Origin of the sequence: Streptococcus salivarius (genome assembly GCF_009738225.1) — a bacterium.
GTDB lineage: Bacteria > Bacillota > Bacilli > Lactobacillales > Streptococcaceae > Streptococcus.
The window spans coordinates 1,005,522-1,026,325 of sequence record NZ_CP018187.1 but is presented as its reverse complement, the minus strand read 5'-3'; the positions used below and the strand labels follow the sequence as shown (position 1 = coordinate 1,026,325).

The 20,804-nt window shown below is 37.9% G+C and carries 21 protein-coding genes, 1 pseudogene and 1 other annotated feature; of the genes and pseudogenes, 3 read left to right on the top strand and 19 right to left on the bottom strand.

Annotated features, from left to right (window positions below; all coding sequences use genetic code 11):
- Window positions 1-70: 70 nt before the first annotated feature.
- The 6 genes from BSR19_RS05140 to BSR19_RS05115 form a co-directional block, all read right to left on the bottom strand.
- The gene (locus BSR19_RS05140; protein ID WP_073950435.1) at window positions 71-784 is read right to left on the bottom strand and encodes a LemA family protein; all 714 of its coding nucleotides are present in this window, start codon (window positions 782-784) and stop codon (window positions 71-73) included.
- Between the two features lie 13 nt (window positions 785-797).
- Complete coding sequence (locus BSR19_RS05135; protein ID WP_060972927.1) at window positions 798-1,607, bottom strand: purine-nucleoside phosphorylase; 810 nt, start codon at window positions 1,605-1,607, stop codon at window positions 798-800.
- 18 nt (window positions 1,608-1,625) lie between these two features.
- Window positions 1,626-2,171: a DUF1697 domain-containing protein gene (locus BSR19_RS05130; protein WP_060972928.1), complete on the bottom strand. Its 546-nt coding sequence runs from the start codon at window positions 2,169-2,171 to the stop codon at window positions 1,626-1,628.
- 1 nt (window position 2,172) lies between these two features.
- A complete protein-coding gene (locus BSR19_RS05125) occupies window positions 2,173-3,384 on the bottom strand; it encodes a phosphopentomutase (RefSeq protein WP_060972929.1) in 1,212 nt (403 codons plus the stop codon).
- Window positions 3,385-3,505: 121 nt separating this feature from the next.
- A complete protein-coding gene (gene rpiA, locus BSR19_RS05120) occupies window positions 3,506-4,186 on the bottom strand; it encodes a ribose-5-phosphate isomerase RpiA (protein WP_060972930.1) in 681 nt (226 codons plus the stop codon).
- A 159-nt stretch (window positions 4,187-4,345) separates the two neighbouring features.
- On the bottom strand, window positions 4,346-7,456 hold the full coding sequence (locus BSR19_RS05115) for an LPXTG cell wall anchor domain-containing protein (RefSeq protein ID WP_156246689.1): 3,111 nt from the start codon (window positions 7,454-7,456) through the stop codon (window positions 4,346-4,348).
- Window positions 7,457-7,924: 468 nt separating this feature from the next.
- On the opposite strand from BSR19_RS05115, the pseudogene BSR19_RS05110 reads away from it, so the two are divergent.
- Window positions 7,925-9,074, top strand: a pseudogene (locus tag BSR19_RS05110) (IS256 family transposase).
- Between the two features lie 271 nt (window positions 9,075-9,345).
- On the opposite strand, the gene BSR19_RS05105 reads toward BSR19_RS05110, so the two are convergent.
- Window positions 9,346-9,930 (bottom strand): uracil-DNA glycosylase family protein, encoded by a 585-nt coding sequence (locus BSR19_RS05105; protein ID WP_060972405.1) that lies wholly within the window; start codon window positions 9,928-9,930, stop codon window positions 9,346-9,348.
- A 40-nt stretch (window positions 9,931-9,970) separates the two neighbouring features.
- Window positions 9,971-11,377 (bottom strand): dipeptidase PepV, encoded by a 1,407-nt coding sequence (pepV, locus tag BSR19_RS05100; RefSeq protein ID WP_060972406.1) that lies wholly within the window; start codon window positions 11,375-11,377, stop codon window positions 9,971-9,973.
- Between the two features lie 360 nt (window positions 11,378-11,737).
- On the opposite strand from pepV, the gene BSR19_RS05095 reads away from it, so the two are divergent.
- On the top strand, window positions 11,738-11,923 hold the full coding sequence (locus BSR19_RS05095) for a 4-oxalocrotonate tautomerase (RefSeq protein WP_002885057.1): 186 nt from the start codon (window positions 11,738-11,740) through the stop codon (window positions 11,921-11,923).
- A gap of 68 nt (window positions 11,924-11,991) precedes the next feature.
- On the opposite strand, the gene BSR19_RS11600 is transcribed toward BSR19_RS05095, so the two are convergent.
- From BSR19_RS11600 to BSR19_RS05060, 7 genes are all read right to left on the bottom strand, one after another.
- On the bottom strand, window positions 11,992-12,513 hold the full coding sequence (locus BSR19_RS11600) for a hypothetical protein (RefSeq protein ID WP_002890867.1): 522 nt from the start codon (window positions 12,511-12,513) through the stop codon (window positions 11,992-11,994).
- Between the two features lie 85 nt (window positions 12,514-12,598).
- A complete protein-coding gene (locus tag BSR19_RS05085; protein ID WP_073690063.1) occupies window positions 12,599-13,072 on the bottom strand; it encodes a GNAT family N-acetyltransferase in 474 nt (157 codons plus the stop codon).
- A 43-nt stretch (window positions 13,073-13,115) separates the two neighbouring features.
- Complete coding sequence (rplT, locus tag BSR19_RS05080) at window positions 13,116-13,475, bottom strand: 50S ribosomal protein L20 (protein ID WP_156246688.1); 360 nt, start codon at window positions 13,473-13,475, stop codon at window positions 13,116-13,118.
- Between the two features lie 56 nt (window positions 13,476-13,531).
- Complete coding sequence (rpmI, locus tag BSR19_RS05075; protein WP_002885093.1) at window positions 13,532-13,732, bottom strand: 50S ribosomal protein L35; 201 nt, start codon at window positions 13,730-13,732, stop codon at window positions 13,532-13,534.
- A gap of 38 nt (window positions 13,733-13,770) precedes the next feature.
- The gene (gene infC, locus BSR19_RS05070) at window positions 13,771-14,301 is read right to left on the bottom strand and encodes a translation initiation factor IF-3 (RefSeq protein WP_156246687.1); all 531 of its coding nucleotides are present in this window, start codon (window positions 14,299-14,301) and stop codon (window positions 13,771-13,773) included.
- A 13-nt stretch (window positions 14,302-14,314) separates the two neighbouring features.
- Window positions 14,315-14,437 (bottom strand) — a sequence feature (ribosomal protein L20 leader region).
- A gap of 23 nt (window positions 14,438-14,460) precedes the next feature.
- The gene (cmk, locus tag BSR19_RS05065) at window positions 14,461-15,141 is read right to left on the bottom strand and encodes a (d)CMP kinase (protein WP_156246686.1); all 681 of its coding nucleotides are present in this window, start codon (window positions 15,139-15,141) and stop codon (window positions 14,461-14,463) included.
- 21 nt (window positions 15,142-15,162) lie between these two features.
- Window positions 15,163-15,813, bottom strand: coding sequence for an SAG1386/EF1546 family surface-associated protein (locus BSR19_RS05060; protein WP_073685942.1), 651 nt, complete (start codon window positions 15,811-15,813; stop codon window positions 15,163-15,165).
- 45 nt (window positions 15,814-15,858) lie between these two features.
- Here BSR19_RS05060 and BSR19_RS05055 point away from each other — a divergent pair, with 45 nt between their 5' ends.
- On the top strand, window positions 15,859-16,056 hold the full coding sequence (locus BSR19_RS05055; RefSeq protein WP_002890861.1) for a ferredoxin: 198 nt from the start codon (window positions 15,859-15,861) through the stop codon (window positions 16,054-16,056).
- Here BSR19_RS05055 and BSR19_RS05050 read toward each other — a convergent pair.
- From BSR19_RS05050 to lepB, 4 genes are all read right to left on the bottom strand, one after another.
- On the bottom strand, window positions 16,040-16,540 hold the full coding sequence (locus BSR19_RS05050) for an EbsA family protein (RefSeq protein WP_002890860.1): 501 nt from the start codon (window positions 16,538-16,540) through the stop codon (window positions 16,040-16,042). The two genes, BSR19_RS05055 and BSR19_RS05050, sit on opposite strands and share 17 nt — an antisense overlap.
- Before the next feature lie 56 nt (window positions 16,541-16,596).
- Window positions 16,597-17,820, bottom strand: coding sequence for a peptidase T (gene pepT / locus BSR19_RS05045; protein WP_156246685.1), 1,224 nt, complete (start codon window positions 17,818-17,820; stop codon window positions 16,597-16,599).
- An 80-nt stretch (window positions 17,821-17,900) separates the two neighbouring features.
- Window positions 17,901-20,027 carry a GBS Bsp-like repeat-containing protein gene (locus BSR19_RS05040; protein WP_156246684.1) on the bottom strand — a complete coding sequence of 709 codons (2,127 nt, stop codon included), beginning with the start codon at window positions 20,025-20,027 and terminating at the stop codon, window positions 17,901-17,903.
- Window positions 20,028-20,183: 156 nt separating this feature from the next.
- Window positions 20,184-20,741 carry a signal peptidase I gene (gene lepB, locus BSR19_RS05035; RefSeq protein ID WP_037597744.1) on the bottom strand — a complete coding sequence of 186 codons (558 nt, stop codon included), beginning with the start codon at window positions 20,739-20,741 and terminating at the stop codon, window positions 20,184-20,186.
- Between the last annotated feature and the right edge of the window lie 63 nt (window positions 20,742-20,804).

Sequence of the window (20,804 nt, the reverse complement as noted above, 5' to 3'; positions counted from 1 at the left end):
AAAAACTAAAACTAGCTTTCATTCTTTGACCTTTTTAACTATATTCTAGTCTTAATGATTTTGTTCTATGTTATAAGTAGTTTATCTCTGAATGACCTAAAGTTGTTCTTAACAAAGCAAGTGGCAAACTGTAAATTGTTTTATTATATTGCGACACCATTTCATTGTAGTATAATTTTTGATTAGCCACAAGTACTTCTGACTCTTTAATCTCAGCAATCAAATCCTTTATACTTTGATCAGCTGTAATATTTGTATCTCTTTCGATTTCCTCTATAATTTTATTCTTCGTTTCCTCTAGTTTAGTAGAGTATTCATGTTTAGAAAAATTGCCAGACTCACCGTAAGACTTCCGCTTAGATTCTGAATGATTAGCTTTGTTTTCATCGTTAGTCAAATTGTTGACAGACTTTTTTTCCTCTAACAATTCTGAAACATTTTTTCTAACAGACATTTTTAACTCATGGTCTACAATCTTATCAGTCAGTTCTCGCAGTTGTACAATCAATTTTTCCACATACTGCTCTTTAATTTCAATTGCACTGTATGATGATTTAATTGACTCTTTTAAGTTAACAACTTTATGGTATTGAAATAGAAACACTATTATGATATAGCTTAAAACTGCAAATACGATAGATGCTCCTTGAAATGGTTCATAATCTATCTCACTACCACTTGTATCTATAGCAGAAAATATAACCAACCAAACCATGGTCAGGAAAGCAATTATAAAAACTCCACGAATGATACGAAATAATGGATTACTCATTAAGTTTGACATCAATTATTCCTTTTTAAAGTTCAGCTAGAATAGCTTTCAGTAAGCCTTTGAAATCCCCTTTAACACGTTCTGTCACTTCCACAACTTCTTCGTGATTGAGTTCTTCTTGGAAACCAGCCGCAAAGTTGGTAATACATGAAATACCAAGAACTTTCAAACCAGAATGTGCTGCAACAATGACTTCAGGGACAGTTGACATCCCAACAGCATCTGCACCAAGAGTCTTATAAGCACGAATTTCAGCTGGAGTTTCGTAAGTTGGACCAGTCACACCGATATAGACACCATCATCTAATTTAATGCCCAATTTGTCAGCAACTCGATGTGCAGTCTCACGGTATTCTGGAGTATACGATTTAGACATATCAGGGAAACGAGGACCAAAATCATCCAAGTTTTCACCAATCAATGGGTTTTGACCAGTCATGTTGATGTGGTCAGTGATGGCCATCAAAGTGCCTGGACCAAAGCCGATACCACCTGCTGCATTGGTTACAACAACTCCTTCGCATCCAAGAGCTTTCATAACACGTACAGGGAAAGTAACTACTTCAAGCGGATTTCCTTCATAAAAATGGAAACGTCCTTGAAGAGCTAAAACCTTACGTCCAGACAAAGTTCCATAAACAAGTTTTCCAGCATGACCGACAACCGTTGACTGTCCCCAGTTTGGAATATCCGCATAGTCAATGACAACTGCGTCTTCAACTTCTTCAGCCAACCCGCCAAGTCCAGAACCCAAAATTAAACCAAACTCAGGTTTTTCAATTCCTTTGCTTTCCAAAAATGCTTGAGTAACTCTAATTTTTTCAAGTAGCGACATGTTAATTCTCCCTTAATTTTATTTCATTCTTAAAAAGTGACCAATTTTTGAAAATGTTCTTGCATTTCGAATGGTTATATAAGGATAAAAAGGTGCTTTCAATAGCTTCTTATGATAAGCCGTTTGGTTATAGCTTGATTTATCAAATTTACCCCAGTAGATCCCAAGTTGACCAAGATGAATAATTTCATCTCCCAACTCTAAAGACTCAATAACATTCCTCATTTCGTTCTTATCAAGTCTTTCAGTATATAAGAGCACATCTTTTCTATAGAAATCATCTTCCCACCACTTAGGTAAAGATGCCACTTCATTTTGGTAATCTTCTAGAGTAAAAAGAGAAAACACCTTAATAAATGGATAAGTCTTATTAAGAAATCTCTCTAAAACTAAGAGGAGTTCCACTTTCATCAAGGATGAATCGAAGAAAAAATTTCCACTATTTATATAGGAAGAAACATTTGACATCCCAAGTTCTTTTAACTCATGACAAAATTCTTCCATGACTACCTTGTGACGACCACCAACGTTTATCCCACGAACCAAAAATGCATAGCGCTTCATTTTAGACAAGTTTATCCAAGAAGCTTTCACCAATCATGGCTTTATCTACACCAAAGTTTTCAGCGACAGTTGCTGAGATGTCAGAGAAATGACCTACTGGAATAAGTCCATTTCCTTTGAATGATGGGCTATAAGCCAAGAAAGGAATATATTCACGAGTATGGTCTGTACCTGCATAAGTTGGATCATTTCCGTGGTCTGCTGTAATCATCAAGAGATCATCTTCACGCATGGCAGCAATGATTTCAGGCAAACGTTGGTCAAATTCGTGCAAACAATCACGATATCCATGTGGATCACGACGGTGTCCATAAAGGGCATCGAAGTCTACCAAGTTTGTGAATGAGAAGCCATGTTTGAAATCTTCAGAAGTCATAGCTTTAATCAAATTATCAATACCATGGCTATTTGATTTGTTGTGGCCCATATCGTGGTTAATACCAGCTCCGTTGAAAATATCATTGATTTTACCAACGGCATAAGTATCAATACCAGCTTCATTCAATTTATCCAAAACAGTGGGTGCAAATGGTGAAACAGCCAAATCTCGACGATTAGATGTACGAGTGAAGTTTCCAGGCTCACCAACGTAAGGACGAGCAATGATACGCCCTAGAAGAGCTGGACGCTCAAGGGTAATTGAACGCGCATATTCACAAATACGATACAACTCATCCAATGGAATAATATCTTCGTGTGCAGCAATTTGAAGAACTGGGTCAGCTGAAGTATAAATAATCAATTCACCAGTTTCCATTTGACGAGGTCCAAAGTCTTCAATAACAGCTGTACCTGAGTATGGTTTATTAGCTTCACGAATGACTTTACGACCTGAGAATTCCTCAATTTTAGTGAGAATTTCTTCTGGGAATCCGTTCCAGAAGGTATCAAAAGGTTCAGTAATATTGAGACCCATGATTTCCCAGTGACCAGTCATCGTATCCTTACCAAGAGAAACTTCCTGCAATTTTGTTGCATAACCAGTTGGGTTACTTTCTGCTGATACTGTTTTCAAAGGTGTTTCACGAGGAATATTTCCTAGACCAAGCTTAGCCATATTTGGCACATTCAATCCTACTGATTTAGAGATATGACCAAGGGTATCTGAAGCACCATCTGGCACACCTGCATTGACAAAGTCATTGGCATCTGGAGCAGCACCAATTCCTACTGAATCAAGAACGACTAAATGCATTCGGTTAAATTTGGACATAACAACACCACAAAGAGATAAAATCTTTTCGAAATTACCTCTTGCCTTTCTATATTATTTAATAGTTTGACAAAAATTAATTAGTTTTCCTCATTAAAAGTGAGGGGAAATCAAAATTGGACTAGGCCTTGACTTCAACAACCTTAACACCGTCTTTTCCTGCAACGATGACTTTGTTAACCATACCATTGAACAATCCATGATCGACAACACCTGTCATAGCTTTTAGTTCTTCACCAAGAGCTACTGGATTTTCAATCTTACCTAAATCAAGATCGATGATATAGTTCTTCATATCTGTAACAAAGCGATTACCTTCCTCCGTAAGTCGGAATGATGGCTTATAGCCCTTCGAATCAAAGACACGATAGAGACGATCAGCACCATATTGAACCACTTCAACTGGTAATTTGAAAGCACCTAATTGATTAACCATTTTTGACTCATCAACTACCCAGATATATTCTTTCGTAGGTGTAGCGACGATTTTTTCCATCAGAAGGGCACCACCGCCACCTTTAATCCCATTGAGTTGAGGGTCTACTTCGTCGGCGCCATCAACAGTAACATCAATACTGTCAATATCATCCACTGCCTTCAAAGGAATACCTAAGCCTTCAGCTTGTTTAGTGGTTTGACTTGATGTCGTTACTCCAACAACACTAAGGCCTTCTTCCTTAATACGACGGCCAATTTCCTCCACGAAGAAATAAGCTGTTGACCCTGTACCGAGTCCAACAACCATTCCATCTTCAACGTATTTGGCAGCGGTTACGCCAGCGATTTTCTTAAGTTCTTCCATGCTCGTCTCCTTGCATCTTTCTATAATAGTCGTTCAAAACAATTATAACATGTTTCAACAGTAAATAGAAATGATACGAGGGAGTAAAACCTAGCAAAAATAAAAACTAGATTCTATTTAGAATCTAGTTTTGATGGGGAACTAATTTAATAGCACCACTTAATCTTCTTTACGACGTTTGAAGAATCCTACAAAGGCTGCAAAAATCATTGAAAGAAGTCCAATAAATCCAGCATTGCTAGTGTGCTCACCAGTTTGTGGCAACTCAGCTTGAGGCACTACAGGAACTTCAGTATCTGGAGTTGGTGTAGTTGGCGGTGTCACTGGAGTTGGAGGAGTAACAGGTGTTGGTGGTGTTTGTGGAGTCGGTGGTGTTGGTGGTACCACGTGAGACTCTCTCTCAACGACATAGTTCTTGTGCCATACAACACTTGGTTTTTCAGGAGTTTTAGGTTCTACTGGTTTAGCAGGAACTTCAACTACTTTTGGTGTTGGTGGCGTTGGTGCCGTTGGACCTGTTGGTGGTGTTGGTGCTTGTGGTTTACCAGGTACTTCAACCACTTTTGGTGTTGGTGGCGTTGGTGCCGTTGGACCTGTTGGTGGTGTTGGTGCTTGTGGTTTACCAGGTACTTCAACTACCTCTGGAGTTGGTGGCGTTGGCGCCACTGGCTCTTTTGGTGGTGTTGGTGGTGTTGGTGCTTGTGGATTGATACCAACTGTTTTAATAACTGGTTTAACCGGTGCTGTCGGTGGTGTTGGTGCCTTAGGCTCTTCAGGTTTTTCACCTGGATTCTTAGGCAAACCAAGATTAGAGTTGATTGCGAACCAATATACTGTTGGTGCACCATCAGCATTTGCACCTTCAGCAGTAAATACCAAGTGACCATTTGTCATCTTGATACCTGCACCTCCATAATAGAGGTAAGGTGAATCAGCGTTATCCCAACCTGTCAATTCAGACGTTGTCTCACCATTAAAGACTGCACCATGGTCAATGTATTGGTTATCATTGACTGATGTTACTTCTTTAGTAGCAGCATCATAAGTAACTGATGATTTTGGAATAGCGATGAATTGGTTATCACCAATATTTACATATTCTTGGTGACGTGTTGATTGGTATTTTTTCTTAGGTGTGAATGTAATCAAACCAGTTTCAGCAGAAACGCTGTACGAACCAATAACATCATCCTTATCACCAAATGTATAATCTTGGTTACCAAGAGCGTGTCCATTACCACTACCTGAAGCATTAAGAGTTGTTACATCAGATGGAATTTCACGTGAGACAACCCATTCTGAACCATTCCAGTCAGTGATAGGAACAACTACCTTAAGTGGGTTCTCATCAGAAATGTTAACAGTAGCGCCACCGAAATCAGCGTATCCAGATTTAGTAACAACTTCACCGTTTTGGATTGCCAAAGTAGAGCCATCTGCGTAAGGATTATATGTACCGCGGATAGTATTACCATTAACGTCTTTCGCTTCTACTGTAAGTGGACGTGGGCGCTCAGATGTTTCAACATAAGCTGCACCATTCCAGTGGTTTAGTGAGTTAAGTGCTACGATAGCATTACGCTCACTAAGGTTGAACATTTTACCATCTTTATCGTAAAACTCAACATCTACTGCTACTTTAACTGGTTTATCTTGATCAGTTGATGCACCAACTGTCATAGTTACTGTTGGATCCTTACTGATTTTCGCGATACCTTTTCCGTCGTTTGATGGAAGGCTAACAATTTCGTAGCGGTAAACAACACGTTTGATTGCTGATGCTTCATTCTCAACAATCATGCTTGATTGGTTCAAACCATCATAAGTAACAACAAATTTGTCACCTTCTTTAACTTGAACCCACTCGTCTTCAGTATTTGTCCATGGGCTATTTGAAACAATGTCAGATGCTTGTAACTTGTTAGAGTCATATTGGAAAACATTACTTGTGTTAAGACGCTCTTGTGCTTCTTTTGTCAAGTAGTTGCTTACACCTTCAACTTTGTGTGTTGCATCGTTTTCACGTTGGAAGGTCAATTCTTGAACAACTTCAGCATCTTTAAGGTTACGATATACAGGATCATTCATGTATTTATCGTAAGCTGTTTTAGCTTCTTGGTATTGTTTAAGTGCTGTTTGGTAGACAGCTAATTTGTTTTGATACTCAAGGTACTCTTGGTCATATTTAGCTTTTTGCTCATTGTAGACAACCAAGGCTGCTTCGTATTTAGCTTTAGCATCTGCATTGTATTTTTCAATAGCTTGTTTTGTTTCAAGATCTGCTTCATAAGCTGTTTTCTTAGCGTTATAAAGTTCAAGATTCTTGTCATATGCTGCTTTTTCTACATCATATTTAGCTTTTGCTTCATTATATGCTGCAAGCTCAGTTTGATATTTAGCTTCAGCTTCAGCGTTACGTTTTTCAGTAACAACTTTTTCAGCTACTTTATTATCATAATTAGCTTTTTCAGCATTGTATTTGGCTTTATCGCTATTGTACTGTGCAAGAGCTGCTTCATAATCAGCTTTTGCTTGGTTATAAGTTGCCAATTCTGCTTGGTATTTAGCTGCAGACAAGGCATTTTCTTTATCAGCTACTTCTTTTTCTGCTACCTTAGCATCATAAGTAACTTTCTTAGTCTTGTACTCTGAAAGGGCTGAGTCATAAGCTTGCTTAGCAATTTGGTATTGCTCTGAAGCTTTATCATAAGCTGTTTTTTCAGTATCATATTTAGCCTGAGCTTCAGCATTTGTTTTATCAGCAAGTGCTTTCTCAGCTAATTTGGCATCGTAGTTTGCTTTTGCTTTATCATAGTCAGCTTTATCTGACTTGTATTGTTCTTTAGCCGCTTTATAATCTGAAACGACTGTATTGATTTTCTCTGCTTGTGCTTTATTATCTGCAGCAGCTGCTTCAACAGTTTCTTTGGTTTGAGCAGGTTCTTCCTTAACCTCAACCCCTTCGTTAGTTGCAGCTGTTTTTGCAGCTTCTAAGCTTGTATTTGTTACTTCACTCGTTGTAACAGTTGTGTTGCCTTCTTCAGTAACGTTAACAACCTTCTTCTCAGTTGAATCTGCTACGGCAGAAGTGCTTTCTTCAACAGCATCTGTTGCTTCAACTGCTGGTGTTACTGAATCTGTAGTTGTTGATACTTCATCAGCGCTTGCATTTGAAGCTCCTACTGCAAGAACTGCAGTCCCCAAAAGAACAGAAGCCGCACCAAGGCTAGACTTTCTGAGTGAATAACGTTGTAATTCCTTTTTCCCCATTTAAATTACGTCCTTCTATATTTAGTTATGTTCATATTCTAACAAAAGAAAGAACCTTGTCAATTTGAGATATCTCATAAAAACATCCATTCCTTTAAATTCTATTAGATTCTTAAATTCAAATACTTTTTAATATCAAAGTATTTGATAGATAAAACCCTATAATAAATAGTGTTTTCGTTGTAAATAGAAGGTTTAATTTTATAATATACAGGATGATTCACTTTAATGTTTTTTTATTGAAAAAATCATGAAAAACAAGCGATAATAAGCTTTCATTTTGATTTTCATTGTGATATTTAGCTTTCGGATAGCTATCTACCTAGATTCTCTCCTTTATCTTCCTATATTTATTAGTTTGGTAGTGTAAAATAAGTTGTGTAAACACAAAAGGAATAAATCTGTTATAGTAGAGTTGCAACACATTACTAGAAAGAGATTTATTCCTATGGCTCAGTTTACCAACATATTTTACTTAACATCCTAGCCCAAAAGCAAGATATTGATGAATTTTTCCATACTTCTCTTGAAACAGCTATGAATGATCTCCTTCAATCAGAATTGTCAGCCTTTTTAGGGTATGAGCCTTACGAAAAAGTAGGCTATATTTCTGGTAATAGTCGTAACGGAACCTATTCACGGAAATTTGAAACCAAATATGGGACTGTTCAGTTAACTATTCCAAGAGAGTGTAATGGGAACTTTAGTCCATCTTTGATACCTGCTTATGGGCGTAGAGATGACCACTTGGAAGAGATGGTTATCAAACTCTATCAAACCGGTGTAACGACTCGAGAAATTAGTGACATCATCGAGCGAATGTATGGTCATCACTATAGTCCTGCCACAATTTCTAATATCTCAAAAGCAACTCAGGAGAATGTCGCTGCTTTTCATGAGCAAAGCTTAGAAGCCAATTACTCTGTTTTATTTCTTGACAGAACCTATCTTCCATTAAGACGTGGAACCGTTAGTAAAGAATGTATTCATATCGCACTTGGCGTTACACCAGAAGGACAGAAGGCTGTTCTTGGATATGAGATTGCCCCAAAATGAAAACAATGCTTCTTGGTCCACCCTGTTAGACAAGCTTCAAAACCAAGGAATCCAACAGGTTTCTCTTGTAGTGACCGATGGCTTCAAGGGGCTTGAGCAGATTATCAGTCAGGCTTACCCATTAGCTAAACAACAACGTTGCTTAATTCATATTAGACGAAATCTAGCTAGTAAAGTGAAACGAGCAGATAGAGCGGTTATTCTGGAGCAATTTAAAACGATTTATCGTGCTGAAAATTTAGAAATGGCAGTGCAAGCTTTAGAGGACTTTATCGCCGAATGGAAACCAAAGTATAGGAAAGTCATGGAAAGTCTGGAGAATACGGATAATCTTTTAACTTTTTATCAGTTTCCCTACCAGATTTGGCACAGCATTAATTCGACAAACCTCATTGAGTCTCTTAACAAAGAAATCAAACGTCAAACGAAAAAGCAGGTTCTTTTCCCTAACGAGGAGGCTCTGGAACGTTATTTAGTTATCCTGTTTGAAGATTATAATTTCAAGCAAAGTCAACGCATCTATAAAGGGTTTGGCCAATGTTCTGACACACTTGAAAGCTAATTTGATTAACATTCTTCAACTCTACTTGAGTGTTTACACATAATTATTGACAGTATCTTTTATATGTTACTTCTTCTGAAAATTAGAATTAAGTGGCTGTAGATAAGTTTAATATTAGATTTTTTATTAATTATTTTTCCCGAATAATTTATTAAACCATCAAAAAAAGCCCCAAAGGGCTAAAATCTTTACAATATTTGGGTATGTTCTGATAGTTGCTTCATTGATTTGAAACAATACCAAATGACAATCCAAGTGCAGATATCAGACATCATCGACTTAAGATTTTTTTGACCAAGGCCTTCAAATCTGGAACTACTTCTTCCATAAACCATGGATTTTTTGCTTGCCAAATATTATTTCGAGGAGAAGGATGAACGAGAGGGAAAAACTCTGGTAGATAATCTTTGTAATGCTTAACTGTATCTGTTAATTTTGCTGACGATTTTTGATGTAAATAGTAATGCTGTGCATAATTACCTACTAAAATCGTCAATTGGATATCAGGAGCTAAAGCAAGAACTTTCTCATGCCACTTATCTGCAAATCCTTTGCGAGGAGGTAAATCACCTGATTTACCATGACCTGGGAAATAAAAATCCATTGGTACAATAGCAAACATACCAGATTCATAGAATTCTTCGCGTGAAACCCCCATCCAATCCCTGAGATTATCACCACTAGGATCATTCCAGTAAAGGCCAGACTCTTGGGCACGAATACCAGGAGCTTGTCCAACGATATTAATCCGAGCCGTTTTTGGAATGGAAAACAAGGGTTTTATACCTTGTTCCGTATAAACTTTATTTTGTTCATCAGCCATAATGGCTTGTGTTAATTCATCGAGTGTTTCCATATTTTCCTCCTCAAAAAAGAGACAAAACTGTCTCTCTTTTTTATTTGATTAACTCATAGATAGCTTCTGCATAAATGGCAGCTGCACGGTACAAGTCTTCAACCTCAGTAAACTCATTCGCTTGGTGCATAGTGTTGACATAACCAGGGAACATAGCTCCATAGGCAACACCACGTTTTAGGAGACGTCCAAATGTCCCACCACCAATAATTTGTTCATGACCTTTAAGTCCTGTTTGTTTCTCATAGACTGAAAGAAGAGTCTCTACCATAGGATCATCAACTGGTACATAATGTGGCACATGACCATGTTCTGAGAGACTAACTGCCTTAGGACCTTCAAGTTTTTCAAGACCATCCTTAATAGCGTCCGTATCAACCCCTTGAGGGTAGCGGAAATTCAAAGCGATTGTATTATCTGCTGATTCCTTATTGAAATGAAACACCCCAGCATTCATGGTCAATTCACCCATCTTAGGATCTGTGTAAGCAAGACCTACTTTTTCACCAAAGAAATCTTTATGCAATGTTTCAGCAATTAAATCCAAATACTTTTTAGCATTACCTTGAAAATCAAATTGGCTAAGGAAGAGTGCCAAGTAGGTTGCTCCATTAATACCATTTTGAGGCATCATACCATGAGCAGATTTCCCATGAATAGTCACATGAAAAATACCTGCTTCTTCAATCACTTGACCAGTCACCTCTTGGTCAGCAACAAAGTCTTTTAATTTAGCCTCGATTTCTTTCAAAGTGATAGGTCCAGTGAAATCTGCACTTGCAGATTCAGGAACCATATTTTCACGCAAACCACCATTAAAAGACACAAGGCTAAATTCTCCATCATTTTGACCTTCAAAATGGAGATAAGCTGTAATATTACCCTTTTCACCATTGATAATTGGAAATTCTGCATCAGGTGAAAAACCAAAATCAGGATCTTTCAACCCATTATGAGCGAAGTAATAATCCATATCGCCCCAACCAGATTCTTCATCAGTACCAACAATGAAACGCACACGCTTAGATACTGGAAGCTCGAGTTCTTTAATAATTTTCAAGGCATAGTAACAAGCCATTGTTGGGCCTTTATCATCTGATGACCCACGAGCATAAAGTTTGCCATCTTTGATTACAGGTTCATAAGGATCTGTATCCCAACCACTCCCAGCTGGAACTACATCCAAGTGTGCAAAGATACCCAATACTTCATCACCTTGACCAAATTCAAAGTCACCAGCATAATTATCAATATTACGAGTTTTATAACCATCACGTTCAGCTAAAGCAAGAAAATGTTCCAAAGCTTTTACTGGTCCAGGACCAAATGGGTGCTTATCATCAACCTTACTGTCATCACGTTCTGAGTTAATACGCAAAAGACCAAAAAGGTCCTCCATCAAGGCATCTTTGCGCTTATCAACTTCGGCACGAAAATCAATTGTCATAATTTACTCCTTACTGTCTCTAGTTAGCACTATTTTACCATTTTTAGTAAGAGTTTTCATCCCTTATAAACAAAGCCAATAAAAAATGCAATCCCTTACCGAATGTCAAAAGACTTCATACCATCTTTAATAGAATGTGAAAAATTCCTAAATCAGGAACACTCGAATCTAAAGTAATAGCATTTATATCAGCTAAGAGGTAAAGCTCTTGACTATCTAGCTCTTTATACTTTAGACCCTCCTATTAGGAATCAGCACATTGTAGCATTTTGATAATATCATTTCAAGAATTTCCATAAACTTTAGAATATTCTCTTCATTAATGCTATAATAGGACTATCAAAACTAAGGAGATGCATTATGCCATTTGTAAAGATTGATCTCTTTGAAGGTCGTACTGAAGAACAAAAAATCGAACTTGCTCGCGAAGTTACTGAGGTTGTATCACGTGTTGCCAAAGCACCTAAAGAAGCCATTCATGTTTTCATTAATGATATGCCAGAGGGAACTTACTACCCACATGGTGAAATGAAGAAGAAAAACTAATCATCATTAAGCAGTCACATCCGTGGCTGCTTTTGATATAAAAAAACTGGAAAGAAACTCCAGTTTTTTTATATTATCGTTGGTAATTCATCATCGTCGTCAAAATTCTCAACGACTTCTTCACCAGGCAATGGTTTTTGTAGTTTTCCCAAGATAAAACGTGAGATTGGACCAACCACTAGAAAATTAAGTGGTAAAGCCATGATAACATTTGTCAACCAAGCACGACCATAGGATAATAGCGTCACCGACTGACTGTTGTAAACTAATCCATAGAATGACATAAACGTTACCATAAATAGCGCCATGGTTCCAGAAATCACTAAAATCTTTGCCCATCGTTTATCATGGGCTTTTACTTTATGCAAAATTGCAAATGCTATTGTTTTGGCTAGTGGTCCCACCAAAAGCATATCAAGTAAGAAAGCAACCACAAATCCAGGAAGATAACCTTGGAAAAAGTGACCCCAAGCAAAGGGAACTACTCCAGTCCAATCAAGGATGAGAAGATTCCAGAGACTCATCCCACAGACCATCATTCCACACATCAAAAACGTAAAAAGCAAAGCTTCTTTAAAATTACGAGGCATTAAAATTCTCCATTTCTAAAAGTTCTCTTTTAGCATATCAAAAATATTTTTTCCTCGTAAGTTAAATTTCTCTCATGAAAACGTATTATTTTAGGATAGTTTCCATTTCTGTATATCTCGGTTTCATACCTAAACGTTCGTAAAAACGTAGAGCACCTGCATTATCATTCCATACGTGAAGTGTCAGATTATAACAACCTAGCTCCTTAGCATAGTCCAAGGCAAATTGGTAAAGCTTTTCTCCTAATTTTTGACCTCGAGCATCCTTATCAACACATAAATCATCAATAAAAAGAGTCTTAACAGCCTTTTGTGGACCATCTTTTTCAGTTTCTTCTTTAATCATTAAGAAAAGATGGCCCAAGATACGCCCTTCGTCATCCTCGTACACAAACACAGGTTTTTTTGAATCATTAATTACTGCTTCTAACTCTGCATCTGTAAATTTACTGCCTTCTGACTTAAAAACATCAGGGCGTGCTTGATGATGAACAATAAGAATCTGCTCCAATAATTCCTGCAATCTTGGAATATCTTCAAATTTTGCTAAACGAATCATGATTACCCCCACAAAAAAAGATGGGAAAGACCCACCTTAATTCTTATTTACCAAGTTTTGCTTTAGCTGCATCTGCAAGAGCTGTGAAAGCTGCTGCATCTTTAACTGCCAAATCAGCAAGCATTTTACGGTTAACTTCGATTTCAGCCAATTTCAAACCGTGCATCAATTGTGAGTATGACAAACCATTCAAACGAGCTGCCGCATTGATACGTGTGATCCAAAGTTTACGGAAATCACGTTTCTTTTGACGACGGTCACGGTATGCATAGTAGTAAGAGTTCATTACTTGTTCTTTTGCAGTACGGAACAAGATGTGTTTTGCACCATAGTAACCTTTAGCAAGTTTCAATACACGTTTACGACGTTTGCGTGATACAACGCCACCTTTAACACGAGCCATTTATATATTCCTCCGAATTAATTCTAGTTTAGTTAAATTGTAATGCTTGTAGCGAATTAACGCATTTGTGAAAGCATTGATTTGATACGTTTAAAGTCACCTGAATGTACCATTGATGCTTTACGAAGGTGACGACGTTGTTTTTTAGTTTTACCGTGGAAACGGTGAGATGTGAAGGCACGGAAGCGTTTCAATCCACCTGAACCTGTACGTTTGAAACGTTTAGCTGATGCGCGGTGTGTTTTTTGTTTTGGCATTTTAAAATTCTCCTCTTAAAATAGTGTTAGTTTGACAATTATTTTTTGTCAGGAATTGGTGCAAGTTGCATGAACATTTGACGTCCATCCATCTTCGCTCTTTGCTCAATAATCGCAATATCTTGCGTTTTTTTAGCAAATTCCGCCAAGACCTTAGCTCCGATTTCTTTGTGAGTAATCATACGACCTTTAAATCGGATAGAAACTTTAACCTTGTTTCCTTTTTCAAGGAATTTACGGCCATTACGAAGTTTAGTTTCAAAGTCACCTTTATCAATAACTGGACTCAAACGAACTTCCTTAACGGTAACAACGCTTTGTTTCTTACGTTGTTCTTTTTGTTTCTTTTGATACTCAAATTTGAACTTACCGTAGTCCATAATCTTCGCAACAGGTGGCGTAGCTTGTGGTTGGATGAGAACCAAGTCAACATTTGCATCATCTGCAATAGCTTGTGCTTCTGACAATGGTTTAATTCCCAATTGTTCACCATCAAGACCAACAAGACGAACTTCGCGAACGCGAATTTCATCGTTAATGAATAGATCTTTCTTAGCTATGATCTTCACCTCTTTATTTTTTTAGAGAAAAACAAAGCGGACTTGATATACAAGCCCGCACACATAATATCCCTAGAGGGATTTGACATGTTGGGCCAGACAACCTAAGTCGCAAGGCGAGAAGTTCTCACTTCTGCTTTTCTCATTGTTAATAGTATAACAAGTGAGTCATCCTTTGTCAATAATTTTTTTTGCTTTTTCTTGAATAAATTCCACAACACCATTAATAGACACACCTGTAGTATCAAAAGTGATGGCATCTTCCGCTGGTTTAAGAGGTGACACCTTACGATGACTATCTTTATAGTCACGTTCAGCAATTTCTTTTTTTAGAGTCTCAAGGTCAGCAGGGATACCTTTTTCGATATTTTCCTTATAACGACGTTCCGCACGTTCATCAACTGAAGCAATCAAGAAAATCTTGAGTTCTGCATCAGGCAAAACCACGGTTCCGATATCACGACCATCCATGATAATAGCCCCATCTTGAGCGATACGTTGTTGTTGCGCAACGAGTTCTTGACGCACTTCAGGAATAGCTGCGACCCAAGAAACATTATTTGTAACTTGGTTATCACGAATTGGGTGTGTAATATCGACATCACCTACATAAACTTGCTGACTACCATCTGCTGCTTTTCCGAATGAAATCGGATATTGAGATAGTTGCTCCAAAATTTCTGGTACATTTTCCTCAGTTAAACCATTCTGCAAGGCCAAATAAGTTGCAGATCGGTACATGGCACCTGTGTCAAGATAAGTATAGCCAAGATTTTTTGCAATAATCTTGGCTACTGTACTTTTTCCACTTGACGCAGGACCATCAATAGCAATTCTAATATCTTTCATGATGTTCCTTTGCTTTAAAAATTATTGAACGTTAACGACGTCACCTGGGTTAGCATACCAGTAACCATTTGTCATGTGATCAGGGTTAAGACGTTCCAATTCATCTACAGAAATACCTGCACGTGCGGCGATTGAACCAGCACCTTCACCAGATTGAACAACAATTGATGAACCATCTGCTGCTGCCGTAGCGCTTGATGGTGTTGTCTCAGCTGACTCAGTTGCATCTTCTTTTACTACATGTTTAGAAGAGCTTGATGCTTTAGTTGAAGATGATTTTTCTTTTGAAGATTTTTCTGTATTAGATTTCTCACTTTCCTCATCTTTGTTTGAGTCTTTCTCGCTAGATGAAGATTTAACAACTTTGCTAGTTGATGATGAGTAGAATCCAGATGATTCCTTAGATTCCGCAGTTTTGTTTCCACCGACATTTGAAGTATAGAAAACAAAGAACAAAATACATACAACAATAACAAAGAATAATCCAAGCAAGACTGTCAAGAATGATGAATTAATGAAGCCGCCACCTTTTTCGCGTTTTTCATCAGAAGGAGTTACATCCTCTTCTTCTTCATAATCCTCAAACTCATCTTCATCATCTAGAAAATCAGCGTCAACTACTTCTTCCAACTCTTCGTCAGAAACCTTATCTTCCCATGGTTTTTTACTCATGATATTCTCCTTGTAAAAACAATAAATCTATTTTAAAATAATACTATGAAAGTATCATTAATTCCAGAAAAATGTATCGCTTGTGGTTTGTGCCAAACCTACTCTCCCGTCTTCGATTATGATGACGAAGGTATTGTTAGGTTCAGAGATAGCGACCAACTCAATCAAATTATTGAAAACACCCCTGAGACTTTGACTGCTGTCAAGTCTTGTCCCACTAAAGCCCTTATTTGCGAAGTTTAAGCTTGAGGGCTTTTTTTGATTCCTCATAAAAGGCAAAGTAATCAAAGTTAGTCATATGATCCAATAGCTCTACCTCACCTTTGAAATCAGGGTGAAGCGCTAAAGCATCTAAGAAATATTTCTTTGGCCACTTTCTCATATAAAACTGACGTTTTTTACCATTTTTAAAAATAAGGCTCAAGCCAGTTTTAATAACTTCGACTTTTTCAATATCACTAATTTTCACTTTGCGTGGTTTAAAAATATTGAAAGAAACAATACGCAGAATCCCATGATCTTCAATAATAAAGTAACGATGGAATCCTAAACCAAACAAGGCAACGAAAATAGTGAAGAGCATCAAAATATGTGAGGGCACCGAGTACAACTCGAACAGAAGGGCCGCCGCAATAAAGATTGGCGTGATGGCTAAAGACCAGTAGATGATTAGCCAAGATAATTCGGGTTGCCAATGGTAACGATACTTGCCGAAAATTTTAATCATCTCAGCACCTCCATTACTTCTAATTTTACCATAAAATCAGTATTTAGCAAGCTCTATTAAGGTTTACTGACAATTCCAAGAATAACATCTACGGCTTTTTCCATTGTCTGCAAGGAAACAAACTCATATCGACCATGCATATTTTCGCCCCCAGCAAAAAGGTTTGGAGTTGGAATACCCATAAATGAAATCTTTGAACCATCTGTTCCACCACGAATGGGTTCAATAACTGGCGTAATATCCAATTCCTCCATAACTCCTTTAGCCAACTCAACAGGCGTCATATCTTTTTCAATAACCTGACGCATATTATAGTATTGATCTTTGAGTACCAAATCAACTCGTGTCTGACCATAAGTTTTATTCATTTCATCGGCAATCTTTTGGAAGGCTGCTTTACGACTTTCAAAAGACTCTGTTTCAAAATCACGGATGATATAAGATGCTTTTGCTTCTTCGACAGTACCTGTCATGGTTTGAAGATGGTTGAAACCTTGATAGCCATCTGTCAACTCAGGGCGTTCTTCTGCTGGTAACTGATTATGAAAATCAATTGCCAACTGCAGGGCATTGACCATTTGGTCTTTTGCTGTTCCAGGATGAACATTACGTCCATGGAAGGTAAGTTCTGCTCCCGCAGCAGAGAAAGTCTCATACTGTAATTCACCCAAAGGTCCACCGTCAACTGTGTAGGCAAAATCGACATCAAAATCTTCAACATCAAATTTATCTGCGCCAATTCCGATTTCTTCATCGGGACCAAAGCCTACACGAATCTCACAATGTTTGATTTCAGGATGAGCCTTCAAATAAGCCAAGGCTGTCATAATCTCAGCAATACCAGATTTATCATCAGCTCCAAGAAGAGTTGTGCCATCTGTCGTAATAAGTGTCTGACCGACATAATTCTTGAGATTTGGAAAATCAGCTGGGTCTAGGTTATAACCTGAACTTCCAAGGGGAATAACACCTCCATCATAGGAATCAATGACTTGAGGGGACACTCCTTCTGCATTAAAATCAGCAGTATCCATATGAGAGATGAAACCAATCTTACGTGTTAACTGGTCGTCGTTAGCCGGAAGGGTTGCCACTAGGTAACCATTACTTTCCAAATAATGGATGTTACTTAAACCTAGTTCTTCTAATTCTGGTTTTAGAACCTTCAAGGCAAAATCTACCTGGCTTTGTGTTGTTGGTGTTCTTGTCGCATTTTCGTCACTACGTGTATTGATTTTAACGTAACGTAAAAAACGCTCTAAGAGTAAATCGTAGCCCATAAGCACTCCTTTAGTTGTATTTAGTATTTACCTCAATTATAGCATAAAAACCCATCATATTGATGGGTTAACCATATAACTTAAACTTTAGATTCTTTTTCGTAGTAAGACTTAATCCCTGCCACAATTGCGTTAGCTAAAGTCTCTTGATAAGAAGAGGTATTCAAGCGAGCGGCTTCTTGAGGATTTGACAAGAAACCTAGTTCTAGAAGGACTGCCGGCGCTGTTGTTTCTCGCAAGACCGCAAAGGTGCGACGCTTAACGCCCTGATTCTGAGCTCCAGTTGCGTTAATAAGGCTAGACTGAATAGCATTTGCCAGGGTATCGCTCATACTCAAACGAGTCGGATTAGCATGGTAGGTCGCATTAATGCGTGATGGGTATTCTGCATAAGGTTGGTAATAATAAGTCTCGATTCCCTGTGCTGCTGAACTGCCTGAAGCATTGATGTGGATACTTACGAAGATATCTGATTCAGAGGCATTAGCTGCACGAGAGCGATCCGTCAAATCAACATAGGTATCGCTGGTACGTGTGGTCACAACTTGATAGCCTTCTGCTTCTAATTTGGCCTTAACTCGGCTTTGGATAGCCAAGGTCAAGCTCTTTTCAGAAATACCAAAGTACGAAGCTCCTGGATCATAGCCACCATGGCCAGCATCTAGATAAACAACCTTATTTAAAACATCGTAGTTTCCTCTTGATGCCGAACCGATTTTCTTAGGGGCTACCACATCAGCTGAAGTTGCTCCAAAGCCAATATTCTTACCTGAAGAATCAACAATATAGCCATGAACGATATACTTGCCTGAATTCCATTTGTGCTGACTGGCTGAAATAGTCACCTTGTAGGAACCATCATCCTGTTTTGTGGCATTATGCCAAACAAGATCATCCTGACCATTTTGCTCAGACCAAACAGGTATTACCACACCTGAAATACCACTTGGATTCGTCAGATTGGTGATAAGAACGTCAAAAGTTCCACGATTTTTATCATTATTGGTAATAGTCAATGTTCCTTGAGTCTTAGTAATATCAAGTGTCACTTGTTTGCCACCTAGGCCAATGAATTTACCATCATTGTCAACCAAATAGACATGAGAATTATAAAGGCCGCTATCTCCCTTATGGTTGCTTGAACGAACAGTTACCTTATAGTCTCCATTAGCTTGCTTAGCTGCCTTGTACCAAATGATATCATCTTGACCGTTCTTTTCTGACCAAGTTGGAACTAGGACTTCTTTGAAGCCACGTGGCGCAATCAAGTTTGAGATAACAAGATCATAGCTACCAGTAGCATTGTTGAGACCAGTGATAGCAAGGTCAGCTTTAGGATATTGACTCTCTACTCCTTCATTTTCTACGGTAGAAATGGAATTATTACACATTGCATCCCATTCATTAAGTTTATAGGCCTCGATCAAACGGATAAGTTTCCCTGGATAACTTGGATCTGTCGCATATCCTGCATTCTTCAGTTCTTGAGCCGCAATGCGATAATCTGTTTCATTCACAACTTTTCGATAATTGTCTTTTCGCCACTCGGTACTCGTGAAAAATTTTGCATGGTCTACTACACTATCATTCCATGAGGCATATTTTCGAAAAGCAGCATTGACTGTGATATAGTCACCATTAAGATATTCCTGTGTAGGTACAGTTACTATTTCTCCATGCCAGTCCTCTGAATCTTTAATGCCAAAAAGATTATTGTTGGGAACCTTAGCAAGTTCAGAGCTTCCCCAACCACTTTCTAGAATAGCTTGCGCTGCCGTGATAGATGGAAGGATTCCTTCTTTGGCTCCATCCATGGCTCCTTGCTTAATGGCACTAAGAAAATGACGTTGATTCTGGTCAATTTCGCTAAGATCATCTACCTCTTGATAAGAGCTTGTGGTCACAGAACTATTGGTTAAGACAGCTATTTTTGAAGAATCTTCTAGACTTGTTTGCTTCTCCTCTAATACCTCTTCACTTTGTAGATTCATTTGACTCGTTGAATCATCGTGTACTCCGACTTCAGAATAGCTTGCCACATGATTATCAGTACTTTCTTTCAAAGATGAAAATGTGACAGTTGGCGACAACATTTCATCTGCTTTCGCCGAATGACCAGACATTCCTAAAAATAAGATTGTCAGCATGACACCGCACAGTCCATAAGCTTTACTTTTCTTAAATCCAAAATGAAATCCTAATTGCATCTTAATTTCCTTCTCTACTTACAATTTCTGCTAATTCATTTTAAAACGATGAAACTACCAGTATCATAACGTCATAATATGAACCATCACCAATTTATTCGCAAAAAAAGCTAGAAACTTATCAAAAGTTCCTAGCTTTTTAGTAGTATTGAAATATTAATCGACATCAACGAAACCAAAACGTGATAGAGGATACAATCTGAAAGAGATGACACCTTTAATTTGATCTTTGTCAATGAGACCAAACTTACGACTATCATCTGTATTACGACGATTATCGTTCAGTACAAGGTACTGCCCCTTTTCAATCTTAGTTTGTTTATTATCTGTCAATGTTGCAATGGAAAAATCATCAGTGAAGAAATTCCCAGGTGAAACTGTCGCCAAATAAGCTGATTTCCCCTTACTAATATAGGCTTCGTCAACTGACTTATCATTAACATAAAGGAAATCATCCATAGCTGTCACGCTCTTACCCTCATCAGCAATAACACGCCCAATGTATTCTTTACCATTAACTGTATAAAGAATAAAATCTTTTTTCTGAGGCTCAACATTTTTATTGAAAGTAACATAGTCACCAGCATGAATATAGTCATTAGCCTGACCTTCAGTCACACGGTGTGTTGAGAAGACAAAAGCTCTCAACAACAAAATCACTACAATGGCAAGAACTGCTATGATAATATTTCGAATTAAATCTCTCTTAACCATACTCACTCCTTATGGGTTCTAATAAAATCATAACATAAATAGAGAAATAAAAAAAGAGGGAGT